Consider the following 25,417-nt stretch of genomic DNA (forward strand, 5'->3'; position numbering starts at 1 on the left):
CCGTCAGCGTGCCATGTCGAACAGCAGGATTTCGGCGTCACTTCCGGCGACGATCGACAGGCGCGCCTGCCGCTCGATGGCGGCGCCGTCGCCTTCCCCGAGGGCCTGCCCGTTGACGGCGACGCTGCCGCGCACCACCTGCAGCCAGCCGAGCCGGCCCGACGCGAAGGCATGGGCGACCTCGGTGCCGGCCTTGAGGCGACCGGCGTAGAGGTCGACGTCGCGGTGAAGCGTCAGCGCGCCGTCGCGACCGTCGCGGGAAGCGACGAGCCGCAACCGATCCGACAGTTCGGCGTCGCCGAAGGTGGTCTGCTCGTAGGACGGGGCGAAGCCGTCGGCTTCCGGCAATATCCAGATCTGCAGGAAATGCACCGGATCGGTCGCCGAGGCGTTGAACTCGCTGTGGCGGATGCCGGTGCCGGCGCTCATGCGCTGCACGTCGCCGGGGCGGATCACCGAGCCGGTGCCGAGGCTGTCGCGGTGCTGCAGGGCGCCTTCCAGCACGTAGGAGACGATCTCCATGTCGGCATGCGGATGCGGAGGAAAGCCGCCGCCGCCGGCGACGCGGTCGTCGTTGATGACCCGGAGCGGGCCGAACCCCATGGCCTCGGGGTCGAAGTAGTGGCCGAACGAGAAGCTGTGGTGGCTGTCGAGCCAGCCGGCGTCGGTATGGCCGCGCGCGTCGGCCTTGCGGATGGTGATCATTGCGGGTCTCCCGGATCGGGGCGAAGCTTCGTCGCCCGCTTGGTGACCCGAAGATGGGACCCGACGCGCGGTTTGTCAGGATAGCGTGTTGCCGCCTGACCGTTCTCGAAAGGTGAACAATCCGCCCGGACCGATGCCTTGCGTCAGCGATCGACGATGATCTTGACGCGCGTGCCGGGGCGCGGCTCCTCGTTGGCGGCAAGGCCGTTGAGCGCCCGGAACAGGATGACGCCGCGGTCCATCGGCACCATGCGCCGGGTGAGCGTTTCGGCGGTGTCGCCGGCCCCGACGGTGACGACGCGGATGCGCAGCGGGGCGAGCGACGCCTTCTCCGCCTCGGACAGCGAGCGGAAGGAGGCGACCGTCGAGCTGAAGGTCTGGTCGAGCGCCGCGGCGTCGCCGCGCGTCGCGAACAGGAAGCGGAAGGCCTGGTCGTTGAAGCGGATGACGGCGATGCGATAGGTGAAGCCGCGCGCCGCCGCCGAGGCAACGGCGGCCGGCAGGCCGGCGATCGACACGGTGCGCACCGACTGCTGGTCGAGGCCGTTGACCCAGCCGGAGGTCAGATAGCCGACCAGGTCGCTGCCCGCCGCGACATTGGCGCCGTCGAAGCGCATGGCGACGCCGTCGGCATTGGTGGCCAGCACCGCCTTGGAGGTATTGTCGATCAGGAAGCCGTTCGGCACCTCGAAGGCGAAGCCCAGCTTGGCGTGCAGGAACTGGCGGCCGCGCACATAGCCCTCGTTCGGGTCGTCGCCATACATGATGCCGTCGATGCGCGACAGATAGCCGTCGCGGTCGACCTCGCCGTTGGTGACGCCGGTGGCGCGCGCCACCTCCTGCGCCTGGGCAAGGCGTTCGGGCGTCGAGGGATGCGACGACAGGAAGTCGATCGAGCCGGTGTCGTCTTCGGGAAGGCCGTTCTTCCAGGCGGCGAGGCGCGACATGGAGGTGAGGAAGCGCGGCGAGCCGAACGGATCGAAGCCGGCCTTGGCCAGCGTCGCGATGCCGATCCGGTCGGCCTCCAGCTCCTGGATCTGCGAGAAGCGGGCGAGCGACACCTGCGTCGAGGCGAGCGCCACGCGCTGCACCGCCGGATCCTGCACCACGTCCTGCACCGCCTGGCTGGCGACGGCGGCGGCCTCGGCCTTCTGGGCGCGCAGGAAGGCATGGCGCGCCGTGACGTGGGCCATCTCGTGGGAAATGACGGCGGCGACCTCGGCGGTGTCGCTGGCCAGCGCCAGGAGGCCGCGCGTCACGTAGACGTAACCGCCGGGAAGGGCGAAGGCGTTGACGGCCGGCGAATTGAGGATGGTGACGCGGTAGCTGCGCCAGGGCTCGGGGCTGGCGGCCACCAGGCGGCCGACCACGCTGGCGATCATCAGTTCGGCTTCGCGGTCCTCGTAGGTGCCGCCGAAGGCCGCGACGATCTTGGGATGCTCGCGCTCGGCGATCGCCACTTCGTTGGGATCGACCTTGCCCTGGGGAACCGCCGTCTGGGCGATCTGGTCGGCGGAAACGCCGCCGTCCTCGCTCGACAGCCCCAGGCAGCCGGCGAGCGACAGGGCAAGCGCCAGTGCGGCGGCCCGCGATGCCAGCCAGCAGAAATTGCCTGTCCCACCCATCCGTCCGGCCATGCTGCTTCCTAGTCCGTTCTCAGATCCGACGCCGCGTCCGCCAGCCGCAAGGCCTGCGGCGACTCCAGTTCCATATCGAGGCCGTCGCGCCGGTTGGCCCAGCCGCGCACCTCGATCACCCGGCCGGAAAGACTCTCCGGCGGCTGCCCGGCGGCAACGAGCGCCGACGTCATCGCTTCACGAAGGCGCACCGTGGCATCCGTCCGGAAGTTGCCGCCGAAATTGATATAAGTGGTACGACCCGATCGGCCAATCGAGGCGACCCTGCCACGACCGAGCACGAAATCGGGCAGGCCGGTAGCTGCCGCATTGAGATTCGTCCATATCCGGCTTTGCCGCCAAATACCACGCTTTTCCGCGCGTGCCCGGGCCTCGGCGGCGAGAAAGCGCGTCGCACACGGCGCAAACGACACATCGGCAAGACCGGCGCCGGCGGCGAGCAGCCGCTCGCCGAGACTGTCGCCCCCCTCCAGCCGGACGACGCCATGCCGGCGACCGCGACGGTCGGGAGCCTCGGCCGAAGCAACGAAGGCGGCGGGAGTGCCCTGAAGGCCGGCCATCACATCCGAATAGGCGGCCCGGGCCGCCTTGCCCGCCCTGGCCGGCAGGACGACGCCGTCGAGAACGACGATCACCGCGGATTCGGCGGCAGGCCGAAGCCCTTCCAGGGCGATCGCCGGCCGGACGGTTCCCGCCGGCGGCGGCAGGGCCGCTTCGATGCGGTGGGTCGGCGTCACCGGGCCGTCGGTGCAGGCTTCGTCCGCTCTGCCCGGCTGGGCAGCCAGCAGGGTCGTCACGAGAGGAAACACCACGGCAAGGCGGAGGGCGGCAAGCATCGACAGGTCTCTGATGCCCCAATTCTAGCGGATGTCGCGGCCGCCGCCTATCCCACGCGCCGGCAGGGCTGCTGTCCCTCACGGACATGCAACCTTTCGAAAGGGGCTGTCAAAGCCGGCGCCGATTTGCTAGATGAGCCAAAGCGGCCGGACCAAGGTCCGGCCGCGCCGCGTCCCGGTAGCTCAGCAGGATAGAGCAACGGTTTCCTAAACCGTAGGTCAGGGGTTCGAATCCCTTCCGGGACGCCACTTTCCAACCGATGCGCTACCGCTGGACCGCCCTGACGCCGCCGATCAGGATGCAGGCGCCGATGACGCCGGCGATGAGATAGCCGATCCAGCCACCGAACGAGACGCCGAGAATGCCGAACAGGAAGCTGGCAATGGCGGCGCCGATGATGCCGAGCACGATGTTCAGGAACAGTCCGGTATTGGTTTTCATCAGTCCCGAGGCGATCCAGCCCGCGAGGCCGCCGATAATGATGGCTGCGATCCAGCCGATGCTTGCGTCGTTCATCTTGTCACCTCGAGCAATCCGTTCGAAACGAATGGCCTTGCTGCCTTCGATTGCGCTTGCGTGCGGCAACCTTCGGCTGGCCGACGGGAGAATAACGTGGGACGGAGCGAGCAGTTCCCGTCCGGCTTGCGTCGACGGACTCGAATGACGGTCCGCCGGCCGGGAAGTGCCGCTCAGGGGAAGCGGGCGCGGAAATCGGCGAGCGTCGCGTAGGAGCGCTGGGTGCCCCGCCGGGTGATCGAGTCGGCGGCGTATTTCGCGGCTTCGGTCAGCGCCTCGAACACCGGCAGTCCCTCGGTGTAGAAATGGGCAAACGAGCCGATGAAGGCGTCGCCGGCGCCGGTGGTGTCGACCGGCTCGACCTTGACCGGCGGGACGCGGCGCGTGCCGCCGGCGTCGACCAGGAGGGCGCCGCGGCCGCCCATGGTGACCACCACCGTGCCGATGCCGCGGGCGATCAGCGACCGGGCGGCCGCTTCCGCTTCGTGCTCGTCGCCGACCGAGAGGCCGGTCAGCGTCGCCAGCTCTGTCTCGTTGGGCGTCAGGAAGGCGAGGTCGGCAAGCCGCGCCACATCGAGATCGGCGGCGGCCGGCGCCGGGTTGAGCAACGTCGGCACCCCGAGCTCCTTGGCCCGGCGGACCGTGTGGTAGACCGTTTCGACCGGTACTTCCATCTGCATCAGGATCAGCTTGCAGCCGGCGAGGGTCGGCGCGGCGGCGTCGACGTCGGCCGGCGTCAGGTCGGCATTGGCGCCCTTGACGATCAGGATGGAGTTCTCGCCCGACGGCTCGACGAAGATCGGCGCGACGCCCGACGAGCGGCCCGGCGTGCGCAGCACGTGGGTGGCGTCGATGCCGTTGCGCTCGAAGTTGGCGATGGTGGCGTCGGCGAAGGCGTCGTCGCCGACCCGCGTCACCATCATCACCTTGGAACCGAGCCGGGCGGCGGCGATCGCCTGGTTGGCGCCCTTGCCGCCGTGCCCCATCTCGAAGGTCGGCGCCTCGATGGTCTCGCCGCGCAACGGCATGCGGTTCACGTAGGTGATCAGGTCCATCATGTTGGAGCCGACAACGGCGATCTTCGACATCTGTTCCTCCGGTTGTCCCGCTGCCCGTTTCGGGGCGGCCGACTTGGTCTCGGGGCGCGGCGATCAGCCGGCCATGCGTTCGGATTCGCGCCGGCATTCCTCGGCGTCGAGGTGGCCGAGCTCGACGGTGAAGCGGGCGGTTTCGCCGGCCTGAAGGCTGCGGACGTTGCCCTTCCGCTTCTCCGCCGTGTAGCCCTCCGGCTCGCAGGTCGACGGCAGCGCGAAGGCGGCCACCTGCTGGTCATGGCCGGCGAGGATCCAGCGTACCGTCTTCGGAAAGTCGGTCGTGTTGTAACGGGCGAAGAAGGCGTCGCCCTCCGGCCGGCGCATCAGAAGGCGGGTGTCGCCGGCCGCGTCGGTGCCGAGGCCGCGCAGGTAGAACACCTGTTCGGGATCGTAGCCGTCGGCCCTGCGGACGAAGCGGCTGCCGGCCGGATCGTTGGCCAGCGCCGCGACGCGGGCGAGATAGGCGGGATTGGGCCGGACGTGCGCCGGCACCGCCGTGCGCGTCACGGTGCGGTCGGGCGTGAACGGCGCCTGCTGCAGGATCTCGGCGCCCTCGCTGAAGGCGTAGTTGACGTGGCACATGTACATCAGGTCCATCGGGTCGCCGGCCGACAGGTTCTTCACCTCCATTGCCATGTCGAAACGGGCCGAGCCGGCGCGCAGCGTCACCGACGGCCGCGCCAGGTAATGCGAACCGAAGCCCATGGCGTATTCGTAGGTGCCGACGATGCGGAGATAGTCGCCGCGTTCGTCGCTGCCCGCCTTGATGCCGGCCCAGTCCATGGCGGCGCAGGGCATTTCGCCGTGCGACGGATGATCGTCGGTAGGCCCGGGCACGCCGTTGCGCAACAGGCCCGAGTGGAAGGCGAAGCTGCCGTAGGTCTCGCCGATGGTCGGCACGCGGCGCGGCGCCTTGAAGATGCTCTTCATGGTGAGGTCGACGCCGTCGAAGGCGGCCCGCCAGATCATCTGCCCGAGATAGGGGAGAACGATCAGTGCGCCGCGGGCGTTCTCGAGGCGGATCGCCTCGACGCCGGTCGGGTAGCGGAACAGGCCGGCCTTGAGGCTGCCGTGCTCGACGGCCGGGCGTTCGACTTCGTCGAAGGCGGCGCGGGAAAGGTGGAAGGTGGTCATCTGCCGCGATTCCTCAGAACGTTGATCACCATGACGAGCAGCAGGAAGCCGCCCCAGATGAAATCGATGAGGTGGTTGGAAAAGCGCATCATCTGGAAGCCGGAGGCGAGCAGCATCAGCGCGATGACGGCGATGGAGACGCCGAGCACCGTGCCCTTGCCGCCGGCCGGATTGGTGCCGCCCAGCACCGAGATCAGCACCGCCTGGAGGAGGTAGGAGGTGCCGTAGTCGGATTTGGCGGCGTTGGTGCGGCCGGACAGCACGATGCCGGCCAGCGCGGCGAGGGTGCCGCTCAGCATGTAGGAGTAGAGCACCATGCGCTCGGTGCGGAGGCCGGCGAACACGGCGGCGCGCGGGTTGGTGCCGATCAGGAACAGGTTGAGGCCGAAGGGCGTCTTGGTCAGCATGACGGCGATCAGCACCGCCACCACCAGGAACAGGATCAGCGGCACGGCGACGCCGAGGATCTTGCCGTTGCCGATGAAGCCCCACCAGGCGGGGAAGCCGACGATGGCCGGACCGCCGGTCAGCACCATGCAGAAGCCGGTGAAGATCTGGCCGGTGCCGAGCGTGGCGAGGATCGGCGTGATCTTCACTTTGGCGATCAGCAGGCCGTTGAGCGTGCCGGCGAGCAGGCCGACGCCGAGCGCCAGCACCACGCCGGCGGCGACGCGCATCAGCTCGGCCGCCGCTCCGGCGTCCGGGCCGGCCGGATAGAGGCGGGTGAAGAACACGCCGGCCAGGATGCCGGCGAGATTGGCGATGCCGATCACCGACAGGTCGATGCCGCCTGTCAGCATGGCCAGCATCATGGCGATGGCGACGATGCCGAGCTCGGGAAAGATGAAGCTGATCGATTCGAAGTTGTAGTAGCGCAGGAACTTGTGCGGCTCCAGCGCCGACATCAGCAGGAAGATGATCGCCGTGATGACAAGGAGCTGGACGATGTTGTTGTCGCGATTGACGAAGCGTCTGAAGTCGGTGAGCTTGTTCATGGATCTGGCTTTCACACGAGCGCCTTGCGGTCACGCCAGGCGGTGAGAGCCGTGGCGATGACGATGACACAACCGACGACGACGCCCTGCCAGGTGTTGTCGATGCGCATGATGATCAGGCTGTTCTTGATCAGCGTCAGCATGAAGACGCCGAGGATGGTGCCGAACACCGAGCCGCGGCCGCCGAAGATCGAGGCGCCGCCCAGCACCACGGCGGCGATGACGTCGAGCTCGTAGCCGACGAAGTCGCGCGGGTTGGCGAGCCAGATCATCGACGAGTGCAACAGGCCGGCAAAGCCGGCCAGCGCGCCGGCGAGGCCGTAGACGAGATAGACGGTGCGGCGGGTGTTGAAGCCGACGCGCTTGGCCGATTCGGCGTCGTCGCCATAGGCGAACACGGCGCGGCCGGCCATGGTGCGCGTCAGGAACAGCCACATCAGCACGGCGATGCCGAGGTAGATGAAGATCATCAGCGACAATTTGCTGCCGCCGATGTCGACGGTGCTGCTGCCGAAGGCGATCAGCGACGGCGGCATGCGGTCGATGTTGATGATCGAGGTGCCGACGAGGCCGAGCAACAGGCCGCGCACCACCGAGGCCGAGCCGAGCGTGACGATCAGCGGAATCATGCGGAAGGTGTGGATGAAGAAGGCGTTGGCGAGGCCGCAGAGGAGGCCGATCAGCGTCGCGCCGATGAACGGCAGCACCACGCCCTGGTAGCCCGCCGCGTTCATGGCGATGACGGTGAGATACATGGCGGCGACGGCGAAGGCGGGGAAGGACACATCGATGCCGCCGGAGATCATGACGGTCAGCACGCTGAGAGCCATGATGCCGATCACCACGTTGGCCCTGAGCAGGTTGAACAGGTTGTCGGCCTGCCAGAAGGCCGGGTTGATCACGCCGATGACGAGCATCACCACGATCAGGATGGCCAGCACCGCCGTTTCGGACCGGCGCAGAAGTTTGGAAACAGCGGTCATCAGCGCAGACCCTTCAGGCGGCCGTGGATGTCGTCCTCTTCGACGCTCCGGGCGTCCAGGCGGTCGACGATCTCGCCCCGGTGCATCAGCAGGATGCGGTTGCAGTTCTGGATGAGCTCGGGCACGTCGTCGGAAATCATCAGCACGGCGAGGCCGGTGCTGGCGGCGAGCTCGCGGATGCGCCGGTGGATTTCCGCCTTGGAGCCGACGTCGACGCCGACGGTGGGGCCGTTGAGGATCAGCACCTTGGGGTTGGTGAGCAGCCAGCGGCCGATGACGACGCGCTGCTGGTTGCCGCCGGAGAGCTGGCCGGCGTGCTTGTCGATGTCCGGCGTGGCGATGCGCATGTCGGAGACCGTCTGCTCGGCCAGCGCATTGAGGCGATCGCCGTCGAGGAACGGGCCGCGCGTCGCCCGGCCGATGGCGCTGGCGATGACGTTGCGGGCGATCGGCTGCCGCATGAACAGGCCTTCGGACAGGCGATCCTCCGGCACGTAGGCGATGCCGGCGGCGACGGCGTCCTGCACGCTCGCAAGACGCAGCGGCGTGCCGTCGAGGCGGATCTCGCCGGTGTGCGGCTCCATGCCGAATAGGGCCATGGCCAGTTCGGTGCGGCCGGAGCCGAGCAGGCCACTGAGGCCGACGATCTCGCCCTTATGAAGATCGAGGTCGACGCCGCGCACCGTCTCGCCGGCGGAAAGACCGCGCACCGACAGGCGGGGCGCCTCGGTGTCGTCGCCGGCCCAGACGTGGCGCTCGTGGCCGATGTCATGGCCGGTCATGGCGCGGGTGATGCGCGCCTCGTTGAATTCGCCGGTGGGGCCTTCCTCGACCTTGCGGCCGTTGCGGAAGACGGTGATGCGCTCGGAAATCTCCAGCATCTCGCGCATCTTGTGGCTGACGAACAGCACGGCGATGCCCTTGGCCTGGATCTCGCGGACGATGGCGAACAGGCGGTCGACCTCGCGGCCGGTCAGCGCGGTGGTCGGCTCGTCCATGATCAGCAGGCGGGTGTCGCTCATCAGCGCGCGGGCGATGGCGACGATCTGGCGGTCGGCGGTCGACAGCGTGCCGACCGTGGCGTCGAGGTCGATCGCCACGTCGAGCCGGGCCAGCGCCTCGGCGCCGAGCTGGCGGCGGCGCTTGGGGTCGACGAAGGTCCTGCCCTCGCTGAGCAGCCGGTTGAGGGCGAGGTTTTCGGCCACCGTCAGGCTGGGGAACAGCGAGAAGTCCTGGTAGATCACCTGGATGCCGGCGGCGATGGCAGCGCGTGGACCGAAGTCGGCCACCGGCTTGCCGTCGACGAGGAGCTCGCCCTCGTCGAAGTCGTAGACGCCGGAGACGATCTTGATGAGGGTGGACTTGCCGGAGCCGTTCTCGCCGGCAAGGCAGACGATCTCGGCTGGGAATATCTGGAAGTCGACGCCGTCGAGCGCCTTCATGCCAGGAAAGCGCTTTGTGACGGCGCGGAGTTCGATCAGGGGTTCGGCCATGGTGTGCGCTTCGATTTCCGGACGGGGACGACCTTTGGAGCAGGCGGCTCGGCGGCCGGGCGCATCGGCGCCGACGGGCAAGACCCGTCGCCGTCCCGAGCGGTGACGACCGCGCAAGATAAGGGAACGGCGGTTCGCCGCCGCTCCCCCAGAACATTTCCGCGTTTCATGGAAACACGGAAATGCTCTATCTTATTGATTTGAAGCATTTTCCTCAGGCGAACCGGTATACTTCGCTCGAAAATGCTTCAGCCTTCCGTCAGAAGTTGTAGTCGGCCATGTTGTCCTTGGTGACACCGACCCAGCCCTGGCCATACAGCAGGTTGGGCGAGGCACCGGCCGGCGTCGTCAGGCTCTCGTAGCCCTTGAGGCCGAGGTTGAGACCGGCCTTGATCTCGTCCTTCTTGTCGGTGAGCGCCATGACGGCGAGCGTGTTCATGGCATAGGCGGCGACCGCCGGATCCCAGAACTGGATGTACTGGATGTCGCCATCCTGCAGGTACTTGCCGGCCACCGACGGCAGGCCGGTGCCGGAGAAGAACACCTTGTCCTTGAGGCCGCGCTCGGCGATCAGCCGGCCGGCGCCGGCCGAGGTCGGCATCGGGCCGCCGACGATGCCGGTGACGTCCGGATAGGTGGTCAGGGCTTCCGACAGGCGGTTGTAGTCGGTGTTGGCGTCGTCATAGGTCTCGAGGCGCTCGGTGGCGAGCGACATGTCCGGGAAGTGTTCCTTCTGGTAGGCGATGGCGCCGTCGATCCACTCGTTCTGCGACTGCGAGGTCAGGCTGCCGACGGTGGCGAGGTACTTGCCCTTGCCGCCCATCGACTCGCCGAGCACTTCCATCAGCTTGGCGCCGTAGGCCTTGTTGTCGAAGGCCTCGAGCACGTAGTCGGCGTTCTTCAGGTTGGAGGCTTCGTGGGCGATCACCACGATGCCGCGGTCGCGGGCCTTCTGCAGCACCGGCTCGACGGCTTCCACCGAGAAGGGCACGACGCAGATGGCGTCGACGCCCTGGGCGATCAGGTTCTCGATCAACTGCACCTGGGCCGCCGCGTCGGCCTGGCTCGGGCCGACCTGCCAGACGTCATGGCCGGTATCCTCGCCGAACTGCTTGACGCCGTCGCGCATGCGGTCGAACCAGGCGATGCCGTCGACCTTGACCACGGTGGCGATCGAGAAGGTCTTGCCGGCGGCGTCGGCGGAGATGTCCTTGCGGGCCTGGCTCACGTCGACGACGCCGTCGGCGAAGGCCGGCAGCGCCAGCATGGAGAGGCCGGCGGCCAGCGAAATCAGTGTCTTCCTCATTGTGTCGTCTCCTCCCAAGAGAACGATTGTTCAAGGCCCGTCAGTATCCGGCGGGGCCTCCCTTGCCGGCGCCGCCGACGATGGCGATACTGGCGCTGGCACCTATGCGCGTGGCGCCGGCTTCCACCATGGCCCACGCATTCTCGGCGGTGCGAACACCGCCGGAAGCCTTCACTCCCATCTCCGGACCGACCACCCGACGCATCAGCGCGATGTCCTCAACCGTCGCGCCACCGCTCGAGAAGCCGGTGGAGGTCTTCACGAAATCGGCGCCGAGCTCCTTGGCCGCCCGGCAGGCCGTCTCCTTCTGGGCGTCGTCGAGCAGGCAGGTCTCGATGATCACCTTCAGAACCTTGCCGGCCGTCGCCTGCCGCACGGCGGCGATATCGGCGCGGAACCGGTCGAGGTCGCCCTCGCGCAAGGCGCCGACGTCGATCACCATGTCGATCTCGTCGGCGCCGTCGGCGATGGCGCACACCGCCTCGTCGGCCTTGGCGGCGGCGCCCGAGGCGCCGAGCGGGAAGCCGACGACGACGCAGGTCCTGACCTTGCTGCCCTCGAGGCGCCCGGCCACGAAGCCGGCGTGCACGGCGTTGACGCAGACCGAGGCGAAGCCGTGGGCGATCGCCTCGTCGCAGAGGCGGGCGACCTCCGCCCTGGTCGCTTCGGGCTTCAGGATGGTGTGATCGATCATGCCGGCAAGAGCTTGCGAATTCCTGGCGGATTTATGTTTTGATTCTTCCACTTCCGGGCCTCCCTCCGGCCGTCATGTTATGATTTTAACAAGATTTGTTTGGAAGGTTTCATACCGGCCTTGACGAGTCAAGGGGAAAGGTGGATTGAAAAGCCGTGACCGGCGGGAGCAATTCGTGAAGAAGGCCGAGCGCCTGGGGCGCCTCGAGGACCGATTGCGGGAAGCGGGCGTGCTGCATCTCAGCGATGCGGCCGGCCACCTCGGCGTATCGGAAATGACCGTGCGGCGGGACCTCGCCTCGGCGCCGCACCTGTTCAATTATCTCGGCGGCTACATCCTGCCGGCCGGCGGCGAGCGCACCACCACCTATCGCCTCGACGCGGAGGCCGATACCCATGCCGAGGCGAAGGAGCTCGCCTGCCGCAAGGCGGCACGCCTCGTCGAGCCGGACGACACGATTTTCATCGATTGCGGAACCACCACGCCGCGGATGACCGAGTACCTGCCGGTGACCGGCAAGCTGACCGTCATCACCTATGCCATGAACGTCGCCGAGCGCGTCATGAAGCGGCCGAACACCAACCTGATCCTGCTGGGCGGCCTGTTCCACGCTTCGTCGCAGACGTTTTCCGGCGACGAGGCGCTTCGGACGGTGGAGCGGCTCGGGATCAGCAAGGCCTTCCTGTCGGCCGGCGGCCTGCATTCGCAGCACGGCGCCACCTGCTCCAACTTCCACGAAGTGCCGATCAAGCAGGCGGTGCTGGCCCGCGCCGGATTGAGCTATGTGGTGATCGATTCGAGCAAGCTCGAGAAGATCAAGCCGGCCTTCTTCGCGACCACCGACCAGTTCGACGAGATCATCACCGAGTGATGGCGAGCCGTGGCCGGCGAGGTGATGCTCGAAACGTTGCAGCGATCAGGCGAGCGCCGCGACGGCGGTCTTCACCTCGTCGAGGGCGGCGATGGCCTGATCCTTGGCCTCCTCGGTCCTGGCCTCGGCGAGAACCGTCTCGGCAATGGCCAGCTCGGAGGCCGCGACGGCCGGATCGAATTCGCTTTCCGGCACCGCCTTTTCGGCCAGCACGCTGAGACCGGCGGCGTTGACGTCGGCGAAGCCGCCGCGCACGTAGATGCGGCTGGAAAGACCGCCGGCCTTGACGGTGACGATGCCGGTCTTCAGCGTGGTGAGGAAGGGCGCGTGGCCGGCGAGCACGCCGAAGTCGCCCTCGCTGCCGGGCAGGTCCACCTGATCGGCGTCGACCGAGAGAATCAGGCGCTCGGGGCTGACGAGCTCGAACTTGAAGGTTGCCATCCGGCGCTCCCCACGGTGTTTTCCGGCAATTCCGGGTGAAAGCGGTCTTGCTTCCGGCAATTGCCCCGGCGGCCATCAAGGCCGGTCAATGTCTCTCGGCCGGGGCGATGGCACCGGCGGGGCGGGGCGGCGGGGCGCCGCCCGGTCCGATGGCGATCAGGCCGCCTGGGCGGCGAGGCGCTGGGCCTTCTCGACGGCGTCGTCGATGGTGCCGACCATGTAGAAGGCTGCTTCCGGCAGGTGGTCGTAGAGGCCCTCGCAGAGGCCCTTGAAGCCCTTGATGGTGTCCTCGAGGGCGACGAGCTTGCCGGGCGCGCCGGTGAACACTTCGGCGACGTGGAAGGGCTGGCTCAGGAAGCGCTCGATCTTGCGGGCGCGCGCCACCGTCAGCTTGTCTTCCTCGGAGAGCTCGTCCATGCCGAGGATGGCGATGATGTCCTGCAGGCCCTTGTACTTCTGCAGGATCTGCTGCACTTGGCGGGCGACGGCGTAGTGCTCCTCGCCGACGATCTGCGGGTCGAGCATGCGCGAGGTGGAATCGAGCGGATCGACGGCCGGGTAGATGCCCTTCTCGGAGATGGCGCGGTTGAGCACCGTCGTCGCGTCGAGGTGGGCGAACGAGGTGGCCGGCGCCGGGTCGGTCAGGTCGTCGGCCGGCACGTAGATCGCCTGCACCGAGGTGATCGAGCCCTTGTTGGTGGTGGTGATGCGCTCCTGCATGGCGCCCATGTCGGTGGCCAGCGTCGGCTGGTAGCCCACCGCCGAGGGAATGCGGCCCAAGAGGGCCGACACTTCCGAGCCGGCCTGGGTGAAGCGGAAGATGTTGTCGACGAAGAACAGCACGTCCTGCCCCTTGTCGCGGAAATGCTCGGCGACGGTGAGGCCGGCCAGCGCGACGCGGGCGCGGGCGCCCGGCGGCTCGTTCATCTGGCCGTAGACCAGGGCGCACTTGGAGCCCTCGGTCGAGCCGCCATGCTCGCGCGGGTCCTTGTTGACGCCCGATTCGATCATCTCGTGGTAGAGGTCGTTGCCCTCGCGGGTGCGCTCGCCGACGCCGGCGAACACCGAGTAGCCGCCGTGCGCCTTGGCGACGTTGTTGATCAACTCCTGGATCAGCACCGTCTTGCCGACGCCGGCGCCGCCGAACAGGCCGATCTTGCCGCCGCGGGCGTAGGGGGCGAGCAGGTCGACCACCTTGATGCCGGTGACCAGGATTTCGGCTTCCGTCGACTGGTCGGTGTAATCGGGCGCTTCCTGGTGGATGGCGCGCTTGGTCTCGCCGACGATCGGACCGACCTCGTCGACCGGCTCGCCGATGACGTTCATGATGCGGCCGAGGCAGCCGTCGCCGACCGGCACCGAAATCGGCGACCCGGTGTCGACCACTTCCTGACCGCGCACCAGGCCTTCCGTGGTGTCCATGGCGATGGTGCGGACGGTGTTCTCGCCGAGGTGCTGGGCAACCTCGAGCACCAGGCGGTGGCCGCCGTTCTTCGTCTCGAGCGCGTTCAGGATCGCCGGCAGGTGTTCGTCGAACTTGACGTCGACGACGGCGCCGATGACCTGGGTGATCCGTCCGATATGCGTTTCAGCCATCGATGTGGTCCTTGATCGAAGTTGCGGTCAGAGCGCCTCGGCGCCCGAAATGATTTCAACGAGTTCGGTGGTGATCTTGGCCTGGCGCGTGCGGTTGTAGGTGATCGACAGGCGGTCGATCATCTCGCCGGCGTTGCGCGTCGCGTTGTCCATGGCGCTCATCTTGGCGCCCATCTCGCCGGCGGCGTTCTCCAGCAGGGCGGAGAACAGCGTGACGGAGATGTAGCGCGGCAGCAGGGTCTCGAGGATCTCGGCCTCGTCGGGCTCGAACTCGTAGTCGGTCTCCGAAGCCGCCGCGGGGGCGTCGACCTTGACCGGCAGCAACTGCTTGGCGGTGGGGATCTGCTGGATGACCGACTTGAATTCCGAATAGAACAGCGTGCAGACGTCGAACTCGCCGGCGTCGTAGAGCTCGACGATGCGCTTGCCGAGATCGACGGCGATGTCGAAGCCGACCGACTTGACGCCGCGCAGCTCGATCCGGTCGATGATGCGCTCGCCGTGCTCGCGCTTCAGGGCGTCGGCGCCCTTCTTGCCGACGGTGAGGATCTTCACGGTCTTGCCGGCGGCGAGCAGGGAGGCGATGTGCTCGCGCGCCAGGCGGACGATCGACGAGTTGAAGCCGCCGCAGAGGCCGCGTTCGGCGGTGCAGACCACGAGGAGATGCACGTCGTCGCGGCCGGTGCCGGCCAGCAGGCGCGGCGCATCGTCGCGGCCGGCCATGGCGCCGGCGAGATTGGCGACCACCAGGCCGAGCCGGCGCGCGTAGGGACGGGCGGCGATCGCTGCCTCCTGCGCGCGGCGCAGCTTCGCCGCGGCGACCATCTGCATCGCCTTGGTGATCTTCTGCGTCGCCTTCACCGAAGCGATGCGGTTCTTGAGTTCTTTCAAGCTGGCCATATCGGCTCCTGCCCGGCGGGCATCGGGGCGCGGGAGAGGAGGGCGGCCGTCGCCCTCCCCGGTTCATCCGGCGTTGGCGTCAGGCGAAGGTCCTGGCGAAGTTGGTGATCGCCTCGTGGAGCTTGCCGCGCAATTCGTCGGAGAGCTGCTTCTCGGCCCAGATGCGTTCGAGGATGTCGGCGTGCTTCTCGCGCAGATAGCGCAGCAGCCCTTCCTCGAAGGGGCGCACCTTGCTGAGCGGCAGCGGATCGAGGAAGCCGGAGACGCCGGCGAAGATCACCGCCACCTCCTCCTGGGTCTTCAGCGGCGAGAACTGCGGCTGCTTCAGGAGCTCGGTGAGGCGGGCGCCGCGGTTGAGCAGCCGCTGGGTGGAGGCGTCGAGGTCGGAGCCGAACTGGGCGAAGGCGGCCATCTCGCGATACTGGGCGAGCTCGCCCTTGATGGTGCCGGCGACCTGCTTCATCGCCTTGATCTGGGCCGACGAGCCGACGCGCGACACCGATAGGCCGACGTTCACCGCCGGGCGGATGCCCTGGTAGAACAGCGAGGTCTCCAGGAAGATCTGGCCGTCGGTGATCGAGATGACGTTGGTCGGGATATAGGCCGACACGTCATTGGCCTGCGTCTCGATGACCGGCAGGGCGGTGAGCGAACCGGCGCCGTTGTCGTCGTTGAGCTTGGCGGCGCGCTCCAGGAGGCGGGAGTGCAGGTAGAACACGTCGCCGGGGAAGGCCTCGCGTCCCGGCGGACGGCGCAGGAGCAGCGACATCTGGCGGTAGGCGACGGCCTGCTTGGTCAGGTCGTCGTAGGCGATCAGCGCGTGCATGCCGTTGTCGCGGAAATACTCGCCCATGGCGCAGCCGGCGAAGGGGGCGATGTACTGCATCGGCGCCGGATCGGAGGCGGTGGCGGCGACGACGATCGAATACTTGAGCGCGCCGGCGTCCTCGAGCTTCTTGACGAACTGGGCGACGGTGGAGCGCTTCTGGCCGACGGCGACGTAGACGCAGTAGAGCTTGTGCTTCTCGTCGTCGCCCTCGTGCAGGGACTTCTGATTGAGGAAGGTGTCGAGGATGATGGCGGTCTTGCCGGTCTGGCGGTCGCCGATCACCAGCTCGCGCTGGCCGCGGCCGATCGGGATCATCGCGTCGATCGCCTTGAGGCCGGTCGACATCGGCTCGTGCACCGACTTGCGCGGGATGATGCCGGGCGCCTTGACGTCGACGCGGGCGCGCGTCTCGTACTCGACCGGGCCCTTGCCGTCGATCGGGTTGCCGAGGGCGTCGACGACGCGGCCGAGCAGGCCGCGGCCGATCGGCACGTCGACGATGGCGCCGGTGCGCTTGACCGTGTCGCCTTCCTTGATGTCGCGGTCGGAGCCGAAGATGACGACGCCGACGTTGTCGCTTTCGAGGTTGAGCGCCATGCCGCGGATGCCGCCGGGGAACTCGACCATCTCGCCCGCCTGGACGTTGTCGAGGCCGTAGACGCGGGCGATGCCGTCACCGACGGAGAGAACCTGGCCGACCTCGGATACCTCGGCATTGCGGCCGAAGTTCTTGATCTGCTCCTTGAGGATTGCGGAAATTTCCGCGGCGCGGATATCCATCAGCCGACCTCTTTCAATGCAATCTTGAGTGCGTCGAGTTTCGTTTTGAGCGACGTGTCGATCATGCGCGAGCCGAGCTTGACGACGAGGCCGCCGATCAGCGACGGGTCGACGTCGAGTTCAACATGAACCGACTTGCCGGATATGTCGGCCAGCGCGCCCTTGATGTCGGCGAGCTGGCCATCGGAAAGGGGAATTGCCGAAACGATGCCGGCGGTCACCTCGCCGCGCCGGTCGGCGAGCAGCTGACGGAAGCGGCGGAACATGTCGGGCAAATTCGAAAGGCGGTTGTTGGCGGCGACCAGCTTGACGAAATTGCTCACCGTGCGGCCGAGACCGGCGGCCTCGACGACGGCGCTGATGGCCTTGAGCTGGTCCTCGGTGGTGAAGACCAGCGATTTCATCAGGCGGCGAAGGTCGGCGCTTTCGTGGCGAAGGGTCTCGAAACGGGCGATGTCCGCCTCGACGATTTCGAGTTCGCCGGTCTCGCTCGCCAACTCGAACAGGGCCGTGGCATACCGTTCGGCGACCCCGAAGACCATCGTTTCCGCTTCGCTCACGTAACAACCCCTCATCGGTGCGAACCATCAAAGGTTCACCCGTTTGAACGCTTTGAAGATATTCGCAAAATAGCACACGACAGCGGCACGGCGCACGGCCCCGCAGCGAACTTGGCACCGTCTACCACAGGAGTTTCCCTCACGCAACGCGTTCACTGGATTCAGGAATTCGGTTTTTGCGCGGATATCCTTAGGTATTTGGCCGCTTGGGACATCTCCTTAAGAAACGCTTATCCTAAAGTCGAATGGTTTATCGTTTTAGGTGACATTCGACCCATTCCAAGGAAGTGACGATACTCCTATGGAGTGACTTTACACCTCTTGCCGGTCTTCACAAGAAATTCTGCGGATCGACGTCGACATAGGCTTCGACGCCGCGCGTCGGCCGGTCGGCGGCGGCGATCCAGGCGCGCATGTAGGCGGAGAGGTCGGTGTCGCGGCCCGAATGGGCGATCAGGCGGAAGCGGTGGCGGCCGCGTACCACGGCGAGCGCCGCCTCGGCCGGGCCGAGCACCTCGACCGCCGGATCGCGCGGCGCCGTGCGGGCGAGGTGGCGGGCGTGATCCTCGGCCAGTTCGCGGCTCGGTCCGGACACCAGGATCGCCGCCAAGCGGCCGAAGGGCGGCATGACCGACCGCTCGCGCTCGGCCAGCTCGGTGCGATAGAAGCGCTCGGCGTCGCCGGAGACCAGCGCCTCGATCACCGGACTTTCCGGCGCGTAGGTCTGCAGCAGGCCGAGGCCCTTGCCGATCACCCGGCCGGCGCGGCCGGTGACCTGGGCGAGCAACTGGAAGGTGCGCTCGGCGGCGCGCGGGTCGCCCTGGGACAGGCTGAGGTCGGCGTCGACCACGCCGACCAGCGTCAGCTTGGGGAAGGTGTGGCCCTTGGCCACCATCTGCGTGCCGACGACGATGTCGCACTCGCCCCTGGCCACCGCCTCGAACTCGGCGCGGAGGCGCTGGACGCCGCCGCCGATGTCCGAGGACAGCACGACGGTCCGCTTGTCGGGCAGGAGCGTCTGCATCTCCTCGGCGATGCGCTCGACACCGGGGCCGCAGGCGACGAGGCTGTCGAGCGTGCCGCAGGACGGGCAGGCCTCCGGCCGCGGCACCGAATGGCCGCAATGATGGCAGACGAGCCGGCCCCGGAAGCGGTGCTCGACCAGCCAGGCCGAGCATTGCGGGCACTGGAAGCGGTGGCCGCAGGAGCGGCAGAGGGTGAGCGGCGCATAGCCGCGCCGGTTGAGGAACAGCATGGCCTGCTCGCCGCGCGCCGTCACCTCGCGGATGGCGGCGACCAGGCCGGGCGCCAGGAAGCGGCCGCGCGGCGGACCGGCCTTGCGCATGTCGATGGCGTAGAGGCTGGGCAGATCGCGGCCGGTGGCGCGGGCCGGCAGCACGATGTGCCGGTAGCGGCCGCGCGCCGCGTTGACGCGGCTTTCCAGCGACGGCGTCGCCGAGGCGAGGATGACCGGGATCCTTTCGAGCCGGCCGCGCACCACCGCCATGTCGCGGGCGTGGTAGCTCGCCCATTCCTCCTGCTTGTAGGCGCCGTCGTGCTCCTCGTCGACGACGATCAGGCCGAGATCGGAGAAGGGCAGGAACAGCGCCGAGCGGGCGCCGACCACCACGCGCGCCTCGCCGAGCGCCACGGCGCGCCAGGTGCGGGCGCGCATCTTCGGGCCGACGTCGGAGTGCCATTCGGCCGGCAGCGCACCGAAGCGCTCGGAGAAGCGTTCGAGGAAGGCGCGGGTGAGCGCGATCTCCGGCACTAGGATCAGCGCCTGCCGGCCGGCCCGGAGCGCGTCGGCCACCGCCTCGAGGTAGACCTCGGTCTTGCCGGAGCCGGTGACGCCGTCGATCAGCGTCACGCCGTCGTCCTGCGCTTCGCGCAGCCTGGCGACGGCCGCCGACTGGTCGGGCGTCAGCGCGATGGGGTTGAAGTCGGGATCGGGCGCCCGGAACGGCCGGCCGGGCGTCAGCTCGATTTCGGCGAGCGTGCCGGCGGTCACCAGTCCCTCGACGACCGATGGAGAGACGCCGGCCGCCGCCGCGAGGCCGGCGCGCGTCCAGGCCTGGCCCTCGTTCTCGGCGAGCAAGGCCAGCACGCGGCGCCGGGCGTCGGTGAGGCGCTCGGGCGGCGCGCTGGTCGCGACGAGGCCGCGCAGGGGCGGCTCCGGTTCCAGCGCATCCGGCGCGCGCAGCACCATGCGCATCACCATGCCGCGCGGCGTCAGCGTGTAGCGGGCGACCCAGTCGACGAAGGCGAGCATCTCCGGCGTCAGCGGCGGCGCGTTGAAGACCGCCTCGATGGGACGGAGCCGGTTCGACGACGCCGACAGCTCGGCCGGCTCGGCGGTGACGACGCCCACCATCCTGCGCGGGCCGAGCGGCACCTGGACGATCGATCCCGGCCGCACCTCCATGCCGTGCGGCACGCGGTAGGAATAGGAGAGATCGAGACCGACCGGGGTGAGCACCTGCACCACTTCGCCGCCGGCCGCCGGGCGGGGGGCGGCCTCTCCGAACAGGTCGTGGAGCGAGGGGGCGGGTTTTTCGGTCGGCATCGGCTGATTCGGGATGTATGGGGAACGATCATAGGCTAAACGGAGGGCCGCCGCCTCGCCAAGCCGCCATCCATCCGGAAAAGCCGCCGACCATGAGCCGTCCCGCCGTCATCGTTCTCTCCTCCTTCGTCGCCCGCGGATCGGTGGGCGCCCGCGCCGCCTTTGCGCTGGAGCGGCTCGGCCACCGCGTCTGGACGCTGCCGACGGTCGTCCTGCCCTGGCATCCTGGCCACGGCCGCGCCCACCGGATGGCCCTGCCGGAAGCGGATTTCGCGGCGCTGTGCGCCGACCTCGCCCGCGCGCCCTGGCTCCCCGAGGTGGGCGGTATCATCACCGGCTATCTCGGCTCGGCCGGGCAGGCGGACGCCGCCGCCGCGCTGGTCGCCGCCGTCCGGGCGGCCAACCCGCGGGCGCTGCATCTCGCCGACCCGGTGATCGGCGACATAGGCGCCGGCGGCGCCGGCGGCCTTTATGTGCCCGAACCGGTCGCCGTGGCCCAGCGCGACCGGCTCGTCGCCATCGCCGACATCGCGACGCCCAACCGCTTCGAGCTCGGCTGGCTGACCGGCCGGCCGGTCGAAACCCTGACCGAGGTTGCCGCGGCCGCGCGGGCGCTGGGGCCGAAGCGCGTGGTCGTCACCTCGGCGCCGGCGCTGATGGCCGGCAAGATCGCGGCGGCGCTGGTCACCGCCGGCGAGACCATCGTCGCCGAGAACCAGTTGGTCGAGCGTGCGCCCAACGGCACCGGCGATCTGTTCGCGGCGCTGCTGCTGTCGCGGCTGATCGGCGGCGCTTCCGACGAGGCGGCGCTGGCCGCCGCTTCGGCCTCGACCTTCGAGGTGATCGTCCGGTCGGTGAAAGCGGGCGGGCGCGAGCTGGAGCTGGTGGACGAGCAGGAAGCGCTGGTCCGGCCGATGGCCATGGTCGACATCCGCCGCCTCGCCACCCCGCGACGGCCCGCGCGGCCCTCGGGGATCGAGGCGTCGTGAAGGCGGCGACGATTGACGCCCATAAGTAGACCTTCGTATAAACGCCGCGGCGGGGACCTGCCCGCCACCCTGCCGCTCCAGCCGGATGATCATCGATGACCGAACCGAAATCCTCCCTTCGCCCGAAGCTGCCCGCCTCCTTTCCGGGGCGCCTGACGACCGGCTACGAGGCCTTCCGGGACGGTCGATATCCGAGCGAGAACGAGCGCTACAAGCGGCTGGCGGCCGAGGGACAGAAGCCGCAGATCATGATCATCGGCTGCTCGGACAGCCGCGTGTCGCCGGAGGTGATCTTCGACGCCGGGCCGGGCGAGATCTTCGTCGTCCGCAACGTCGCCAACATCGTGCCGCCCTACACGCCGGACGGCGAGACGCACGGCACGTCGGCGGCCCTCGAATTCGCGGTGGTGGCGCTCGCCGTCCGCCACATCGTGGTGATGGGGCATGGCCGCTGCGGCGGCATCGCGGCGGCTCTCGATACGCGCGATCCGCTGACGCCGACCGACTTCATCGGCAAGTGGGTGTCGGTGCTGGACGAGACCACCGAGCGGGTGCGTTGCGACCACTCCATCACGCCCGGCCTGCGCTACACCGCCCTCGAACACGAGGCGGTCAAGGCGTCGCTCGGCAATCTCCTCCTCTATCCCTTCGTCCGCAGCCGGGTCGAGGCGGGCGCGCTGGCGCTGCATGGCGCCTGGTTCGACGTCGCCGAAGGCGAGCTGCACGTGCTCGACCGCGACAGCGGCGGCTTCACCGTCCTCTCCGGTACGCTTGCCCCTTGAACCTTGGCGGCAAGGCGATTACGGCTAACGGCCGATGTTTGGCCGGACGAGGCCGGACGCCCCGTTTTCAAGTTCGAGGATGCGACGATGGCAAAGAATTCGCTGTTCCTGCTGCCCGGCGACGGCATCGGCCCGGAAATCATGGCCGAGGTCGAGACGATCATCGCCTTCCTGAACGGCAAGGGCCTCACCGACTTCTCGCTCGATCGCGGCCTGGTCGGCGGTTCGGCCTACGACGCCCACGGCGCCGCCATCTCGGAAGCCGACATGGCCAAGGCGCTCGCCGCCGACGCGGTGCTGTTCGGCGCCGTCGGCGGCCCCAAGTGGGACAGCGTGCCCTATGACTGCCGGCCGGAAGCCGGCCTCCTGCGCCTCAGGAAGGACCTCGGCCTGTTCGCCAACCTGCGTCCGGCCATCTGCTATCCGGCGCTGGCCGACGCCTCGTCGCTGAAGCGCGAGGTGGTGGAAGGCCTCGACATCCTGATCGTCCGCGAGCTGACCGGCGGCGTCTATTTCGGCGAGCCGAAGGAAATCGTCACGCTGGAGAACGGCGAGAAGCGCGCCGTCGACACGCAGGTTTACACCACCCACGAGATCGAGCGCATCGCCCGCGTCGCCTTCGACCTCGCCAAGGCGCGCAACGGCCGCGTCTCGTCGGCCGAGAAGCGCAACGTCATGAAGTCGGGCGTGCTGTGGAACCAGGTGGTGACCAAGATCGGCAAGGAAGAATATGCCGACGTCAAGCTCGACCACATCCTCGCCGACAATTGCGCCATGCAGCTTGTCCGCTGGCCCAAGCAGTTCGACGTCATCCTGACCGACAACCTGTTCGGCGACGTGCTGTCGGACATCGGCGCCATGCTGACCGGTTCGCTCGGCATGCTGCCGTCGGCTTCGCTCGGCGCGCCTGATACGGCCACCGGCAAGCGCAAGGCGCTCTACGAGCCCGTCCACGGCTCGGCGCCGGACATCGCCGGCACCGGCGCAGCCAACCCGATCGCCATGATCGCCTCCTTCGGCATGGCGCTGCGCTATTCCTTCGGCCTGATCGATCTCGCCGGCAAGCTCGACGAAGCGATCGCCCGCGTGCTCGGCAAGGGTCTCCGCACCAGGGACATCGCCCAGAAGGGCGAGGCCACGGTCGACACGCGCGCCATGGGGGCCGCCATCCTCGGCGAATTCAAGGCGCTCCTTGGCTGAGGCATTCGACTTTCGGCGATCGCGGAGGCGCTCACGGGGTTGTTAACTCCGCGGCTCTTGTTTTCGGGTGGTGCCGCACCAAATCATGATCATGACGGCACCGCCCACCAGGCACTGCCCCCCGTCTCGCCAGCGGCGGTGACCGTCGGCCGGGTTCCCCTCCCGGCCCGCGCTGATCCCTAGCGCCGCGCCCAGCCTTCCCCCGAGGCTGGGCGCTTTCCTTTTGGAGTCTATTCCTTGAGATCCAGGCCCTCGTAGACATCGGCAAGCGACAGGCGCACGCCGATTTCCGGCAGGTCGACGAGGCCATGGCGACCCATTGCTTCGCCCTCGAGGACGAGTTCGCTCCCCGCCCGGCGCAGCACCGCCGCCCGCATGATGTCCTGATTCAGGATGACATAGGTGGAGATGGTCGGAACGGAGGCGTAGTCGCGCGGTTTCTGAAGATAGTCGGTGGTAAGCGAAGTCGGCGACGCCACCTCGATGACGACGGTCGGCCCAGTGGCAAGATGGTCTCCAAGTTGTCCTTTGCCACAGTCGACAAGAACGTCGGGATAGCGAATGTTTCCGGCTGCCGTCACGACGGCAAACTCGTCCATTGGCTGACCGGGTTTGCCGCGCAGGGCGCCATGAAGGAAGGTCAGGACATTTCTGGATATGAGACGATGGGCACGCGTGCCGCCGGTCATCAGTCGTGGCCGGCCGTCCACCAGCTCATGACGCTCCTCCTGCGTCTCCTGCCAGCGCAGGAATTCTTCGACGCTCATCGGGGTTTCGGCAAGCCGGGTCATGATGGCTGGTCCTCTCGCTTGGCCGCAATGCTATCACAACGGCGATTGTCGGCGGGCCGGTTTTTCAGTATAGAGCGTTTCTATGAAAGCGAAGCCGCAGCACACGCACCTGCCGACGTCGGCCGACTACTTCCCGGCCCACGATCACGCGCGTCTGCCCTGGCGGTTTCTGGCGCGGCAGATCGGCGACGGCCGACTCTGACGGATGCCCTGCCGGCGCCATCGGCGCTTTTCCCTTTTTCATCGCTTTCCGGGCCGACTTGCGCCCAATTCACGGAATCGAAAGTCCGACCATCATGACCGCCAAGCCCCGCACCCTCTATGACAAGATCTTCGACGACCACGTGGTCGAGACGCAGGCCGACGGCACTTCGCTGCTCTACATCGACCGCCACCTCGTGCACGAGGTGACCAGCCCGCAGGCCTTCGAGGGCCTGAGGACCGCCGGCCGCAAGGTGCACCAGCCGGGCAAGACGCTGGCCGTCGTCGACCACAACGTGCCGACTACCGACCGCACCAAGGGCATCGAGGATCCCGAGAGCCGTGATCAGGTCGCCCAGCTTGCCATCAACGCCGCTGAATTCGGCGTCGAGTATTACAACGAGCTCGACCGGCGGCAGGGCGTCGTCCACGTGGTCGGCCCCGAGCAGGGCTTCACGCTGCCCGGCATGACCATCGTCTGCGGCGACAGCCATACCTCGACGCACGGCGCCTTCGGCGCGCTCGCCCACGGCATCGGCACCTCCGAGGTGGAGCACGTGCTCGCCACCCAGACGCTGATCCAGAAGAAGGCCAGGAACATGCTGGTGCGCGTCGACGGCAAGGCGCCGGCCGGCGTCACCGCCAAGGACATCGTGCTGGCGATCATCGGCGAGATCGGCACGGCCGGTGGCACCGGCCACGTCATCGAATATGCCGGCGAGGCGATCCGCGCCCTTTCGATGGAAGGCCGCATGACCGTCTGCAACATGTCGATCGAGGGCGGCGCCCGCGCCGGCCTGATCGCGCCGGACGAGACGACCTACGCCTATATCGCCGGCCGGCCGAAGGCGCCGACGGGCGAGGCGCTCGAACGCGCCAAGGCCTACTGGCAGACGCTCTATACCGACGAGGGCGCCCATTTCGACAAGGTGGTGACGCTCGACGCGGCCAGCCTGCCGCCGATCGTCACCTGGGGCACCAGCCCGGAGGACGTCGTGTCGGTCACCGGCGCGGTGCCCGACCCGGACGCCATCGCCGACGAGGTGAAGCGCGTGTCCAAGTGGCGGGCGCTCGACTACATGGGCCTCAAGCCCGGCCAGAAGATGACCGACATCGCCCTCGACAAGGTGTTCGTCGGCTCCTGCACCAACGGCCGCATCGAGGACCTCAGGGCCGCCGCCGCCGTGGCCCAGGGCCGCAAGGTGGCGCCGTCGATCAAGCTCGCCATGGTCGTGCCGGGCTCCGGCCTCGTCAAGGAACAGGCGGAAGCCGAAGGCCTCGACAAGGTGTTCATCGAGGCGGGCTTCGAGTGGCGCGAGCCGGGCTGTTCGATGTGCCTTGCCATGAACCCCGACAAGCTGGCGCCCGGCGAGCGCTGCGCCTCCACCTCGAACCGCAACTTCGAGGGCCGGCAGGGCTACATGGGCCGCACCCACCTGGTGTCGCCGGCCATGGCGGCGGCCGCGGCGATCGCCGGCCACTTCGTGGATATCCGCGACTGGAAGTGAAGACGGCGC

At 68.1% G+C, this 25,417-nt stretch carries 23 protein-coding genes and 1 tRNA gene; 6 read left to right on the plus strand and 18 right to left on the minus strand.

Annotation, left to right across the window (positions count from 1 at the left end; all coding sequences use genetic code 11):
• Positions 1 to 3: 3 nt before the first annotated feature.
• The 3 genes from CJ014_RS10435 to CJ014_RS10445 form a co-directional block, all read right to left on the minus strand.
• Complete coding sequence (locus CJ014_RS10435) at positions 4 to 705, minus strand: pirin family protein (protein ID WP_100080422.1); 702 nt, start codon at positions 703 to 705, stop codon at positions 4 to 6.
• A 143-nt stretch (positions 706 to 848) separates the two neighbouring features.
• Positions 849 to 2,342, minus strand: coding sequence for a M48 family metalloprotease (locus CJ014_RS10440; protein WP_245427245.1), 1,494 nt, complete (start codon positions 2,340 to 2,342; stop codon positions 849 to 851).
• A gap of 8 nt (positions 2,343 to 2,350) precedes the next feature.
• Positions 2,351 to 3,178, minus strand: coding sequence for a hypothetical protein (locus tag CJ014_RS10445; protein WP_100080423.1), 828 nt, complete (start codon positions 3,176 to 3,178; stop codon positions 2,351 to 2,353).
• Between the two features lie 172 nt (positions 3,179 to 3,350).
• On the opposite strand from CJ014_RS10445, the gene CJ014_RS10450 reads away from it, so the two are divergent.
• Positions 3,351 to 3,427 (plus strand) — tRNA-Arg (locus CJ014_RS10450).
• Positions 3,428 to 3,443: 16 nt separating this feature from the next.
• Here CJ014_RS10450 and CJ014_RS10455 read toward each other — a convergent pair.
• From CJ014_RS10455 to deoC, 8 genes are all read right to left on the minus strand, one after another.
• A complete protein-coding gene (locus tag CJ014_RS10455) occupies positions 3,444 to 3,695 on the minus strand; it encodes a GlsB/YeaQ/YmgE family stress response membrane protein (protein ID WP_100080424.1) in 252 nt (83 codons plus the stop codon).
• Positions 3,696 to 3,868: 173 nt separating this feature from the next.
• On the minus strand, positions 3,869 to 4,783 hold the full coding sequence (gene rbsK / locus CJ014_RS10460) for a ribokinase (protein ID WP_100080425.1): 915 nt from the start codon (positions 4,781 to 4,783) through the stop codon (positions 3,869 to 3,871).
• Between the two features lie 63 nt (positions 4,784 to 4,846).
• On the minus strand, positions 4,847 to 5,923 hold the full coding sequence (locus tag CJ014_RS10465) for an aldose 1-epimerase family protein (protein ID WP_100080426.1): 1,077 nt from the start codon (positions 5,921 to 5,923) through the stop codon (positions 4,847 to 4,849).
• The gene (locus CJ014_RS10470; protein WP_100080427.1) at positions 5,920 to 6,918 is read right to left on the minus strand and encodes an ABC transporter permease; all 999 of its coding nucleotides are present in this window, start codon (positions 6,916 to 6,918) and stop codon (positions 5,920 to 5,922) included. Before CJ014_RS10470 ends, CJ014_RS10465 begins: the two co-directional genes overlap by 4 nt.
• Positions 6,919 to 6,929: 11 nt before the next feature.
• Positions 6,930 to 7,901, minus strand: a complete 972-nt coding sequence (locus tag CJ014_RS10475; protein WP_100080428.1) for an ABC transporter permease — start codon at positions 7,899 to 7,901, stop codon at positions 6,930 to 6,932.
• Positions 7,901 to 9,394 (minus strand): sugar ABC transporter ATP-binding protein, encoded by a 1,494-nt coding sequence (locus tag CJ014_RS10480; RefSeq protein ID WP_100080429.1) that lies wholly within the window; start codon positions 9,392 to 9,394, stop codon positions 7,901 to 7,903. Before CJ014_RS10480 ends, CJ014_RS10475 begins: the two co-directional genes overlap by 1 nt.
• 259 nt (positions 9,395 to 9,653) lie before the next feature.
• Entirely contained in the window at positions 9,654 to 10,700 is a 1,047-nt protein-coding gene (locus CJ014_RS10485; RefSeq protein WP_100080430.1) for an autoinducer 2 ABC transporter substrate-binding protein, read from the minus strand.
• Positions 10,701 to 10,740: 40 nt separating this feature from the next.
• Positions 10,741 to 11,394 carry a deoxyribose-phosphate aldolase gene (deoC, locus tag CJ014_RS10490; protein ID WP_100080431.1) on the minus strand — a complete coding sequence of 218 codons (654 nt, stop codon included), beginning with the start codon at positions 11,392 to 11,394 and terminating at the stop codon, positions 10,741 to 10,743.
• 175 nt (positions 11,395 to 11,569) lie between these two features.
• Here deoC and CJ014_RS10495 point away from each other — a divergent pair, with 175 nt between their 5' ends.
• A complete protein-coding gene (locus CJ014_RS10495; protein WP_207765723.1) occupies positions 11,570 to 12,265 on the plus strand; it encodes a DeoR/GlpR family DNA-binding transcription regulator in 696 nt (231 codons plus the stop codon).
• Positions 12,266 to 12,310: 45 nt separating this feature from the next.
• Here CJ014_RS10495 and CJ014_RS10500 read toward each other — a convergent pair whose 3' ends face one another.
• The 6 genes from CJ014_RS10500 to CJ014_RS10525 form a co-directional block, all read right to left on the minus strand.
• Positions 12,311 to 12,706, minus strand: coding sequence for a F0F1 ATP synthase subunit epsilon (locus CJ014_RS10500; RefSeq protein ID WP_100080433.1), 396 nt, complete (start codon positions 12,704 to 12,706; stop codon positions 12,311 to 12,313).
• A gap of 156 nt (positions 12,707 to 12,862) precedes the next feature.
• Complete coding sequence (atpD, locus tag CJ014_RS10505; protein WP_100080434.1) at positions 12,863 to 14,302, minus strand: F0F1 ATP synthase subunit beta; 1,440 nt, start codon at positions 14,300 to 14,302, stop codon at positions 12,863 to 12,865.
• 27 nt (positions 14,303 to 14,329) lie between these two features.
• The gene (locus CJ014_RS10510; RefSeq protein WP_100080435.1) at positions 14,330 to 15,202 is read right to left on the minus strand and encodes a F0F1 ATP synthase subunit gamma; all 873 of its coding nucleotides are present in this window, start codon (positions 15,200 to 15,202) and stop codon (positions 14,330 to 14,332) included.
• 79 nt (positions 15,203 to 15,281) lie between these two features.
• Positions 15,282 to 16,811 carry a F0F1 ATP synthase subunit alpha gene (gene atpA, locus CJ014_RS10515; protein ID WP_100080436.1) on the minus strand — a complete coding sequence of 510 codons (1,530 nt, stop codon included), beginning with the start codon at positions 16,809 to 16,811 and terminating at the stop codon, positions 15,282 to 15,284.
• Positions 16,811 to 17,371 (minus strand): F0F1 ATP synthase subunit delta, encoded by a 561-nt coding sequence (locus CJ014_RS10520; protein WP_245427247.1) that lies wholly within the window; start codon positions 17,369 to 17,371, stop codon positions 16,811 to 16,813. Before CJ014_RS10520 ends, atpA begins: the two co-directional genes overlap by 1 nt.
• A gap of 331 nt (positions 17,372 to 17,702) precedes the next feature.
• Complete coding sequence (locus CJ014_RS10525; protein ID WP_100080438.1) at positions 17,703 to 19,937, minus strand: primosomal protein N'; 2,235 nt, start codon at positions 19,935 to 19,937, stop codon at positions 17,703 to 17,705.
• A gap of 92 nt (positions 19,938 to 20,029) precedes the next feature.
• Here CJ014_RS10525 and pdxY point away from each other — a divergent pair, with 92 nt between their 5' ends.
• The 3 genes from pdxY (at position 20,030) to leuB (ending at position 22,908) form a co-directional block, all read left to right on the plus strand.
• Positions 20,030 to 20,926 carry a pyridoxal kinase gene (gene pdxY / locus CJ014_RS10530; protein ID WP_100080439.1) on the plus strand — a complete coding sequence of 299 codons (897 nt, stop codon included), beginning with the start codon at positions 20,030 to 20,032 and terminating at the stop codon, positions 20,924 to 20,926.
• 95 nt (positions 20,927 to 21,021) lie between these two features.
• Positions 21,022 to 21,708, plus strand: coding sequence for a carbonic anhydrase (locus CJ014_RS10535; RefSeq protein WP_100080440.1), 687 nt, complete (start codon positions 21,022 to 21,024; stop codon positions 21,706 to 21,708).
• 87 nt (positions 21,709 to 21,795) lie between these two features.
• Positions 21,796 to 22,908, plus strand: coding sequence for a 3-isopropylmalate dehydrogenase (leuB, locus tag CJ014_RS10540; protein ID WP_100080441.1), 1,113 nt, complete (start codon positions 21,796 to 21,798; stop codon positions 22,906 to 22,908).
• A gap of 230 nt (positions 22,909 to 23,138) precedes the next feature.
• Here the strand turns inward: leuB and CJ014_RS10545 are convergent, their stop codons facing one another.
• On the minus strand, positions 23,139 to 23,699 hold the full coding sequence (locus CJ014_RS10545; RefSeq protein ID WP_100080442.1) for a Uma2 family endonuclease: 561 nt from the start codon (positions 23,697 to 23,699) through the stop codon (positions 23,139 to 23,141).
• A 296-nt stretch (positions 23,700 to 23,995) separates the two neighbouring features.
• On the opposite strand from CJ014_RS10545, the gene leuC reads away from it, so the two are divergent.
• Complete coding sequence (leuC, locus tag CJ014_RS10550; protein WP_100080443.1) at positions 23,996 to 25,408, plus strand: 3-isopropylmalate dehydratase large subunit; 1,413 nt, start codon at positions 23,996 to 23,998, stop codon at positions 25,406 to 25,408.
• The last annotated feature ends 9 nt before the right edge of the window (positions 25,409 to 25,417 follow it).

The organism is Pleomorphomonas carboxyditropha (genome assembly GCF_002770725.1).
In the GTDB taxonomy this organism is placed as follows: domain Bacteria; phylum Pseudomonadota; class Alphaproteobacteria; order Rhizobiales; family Pleomorphomonadaceae; genus Pleomorphomonas; species Pleomorphomonas carboxyditropha.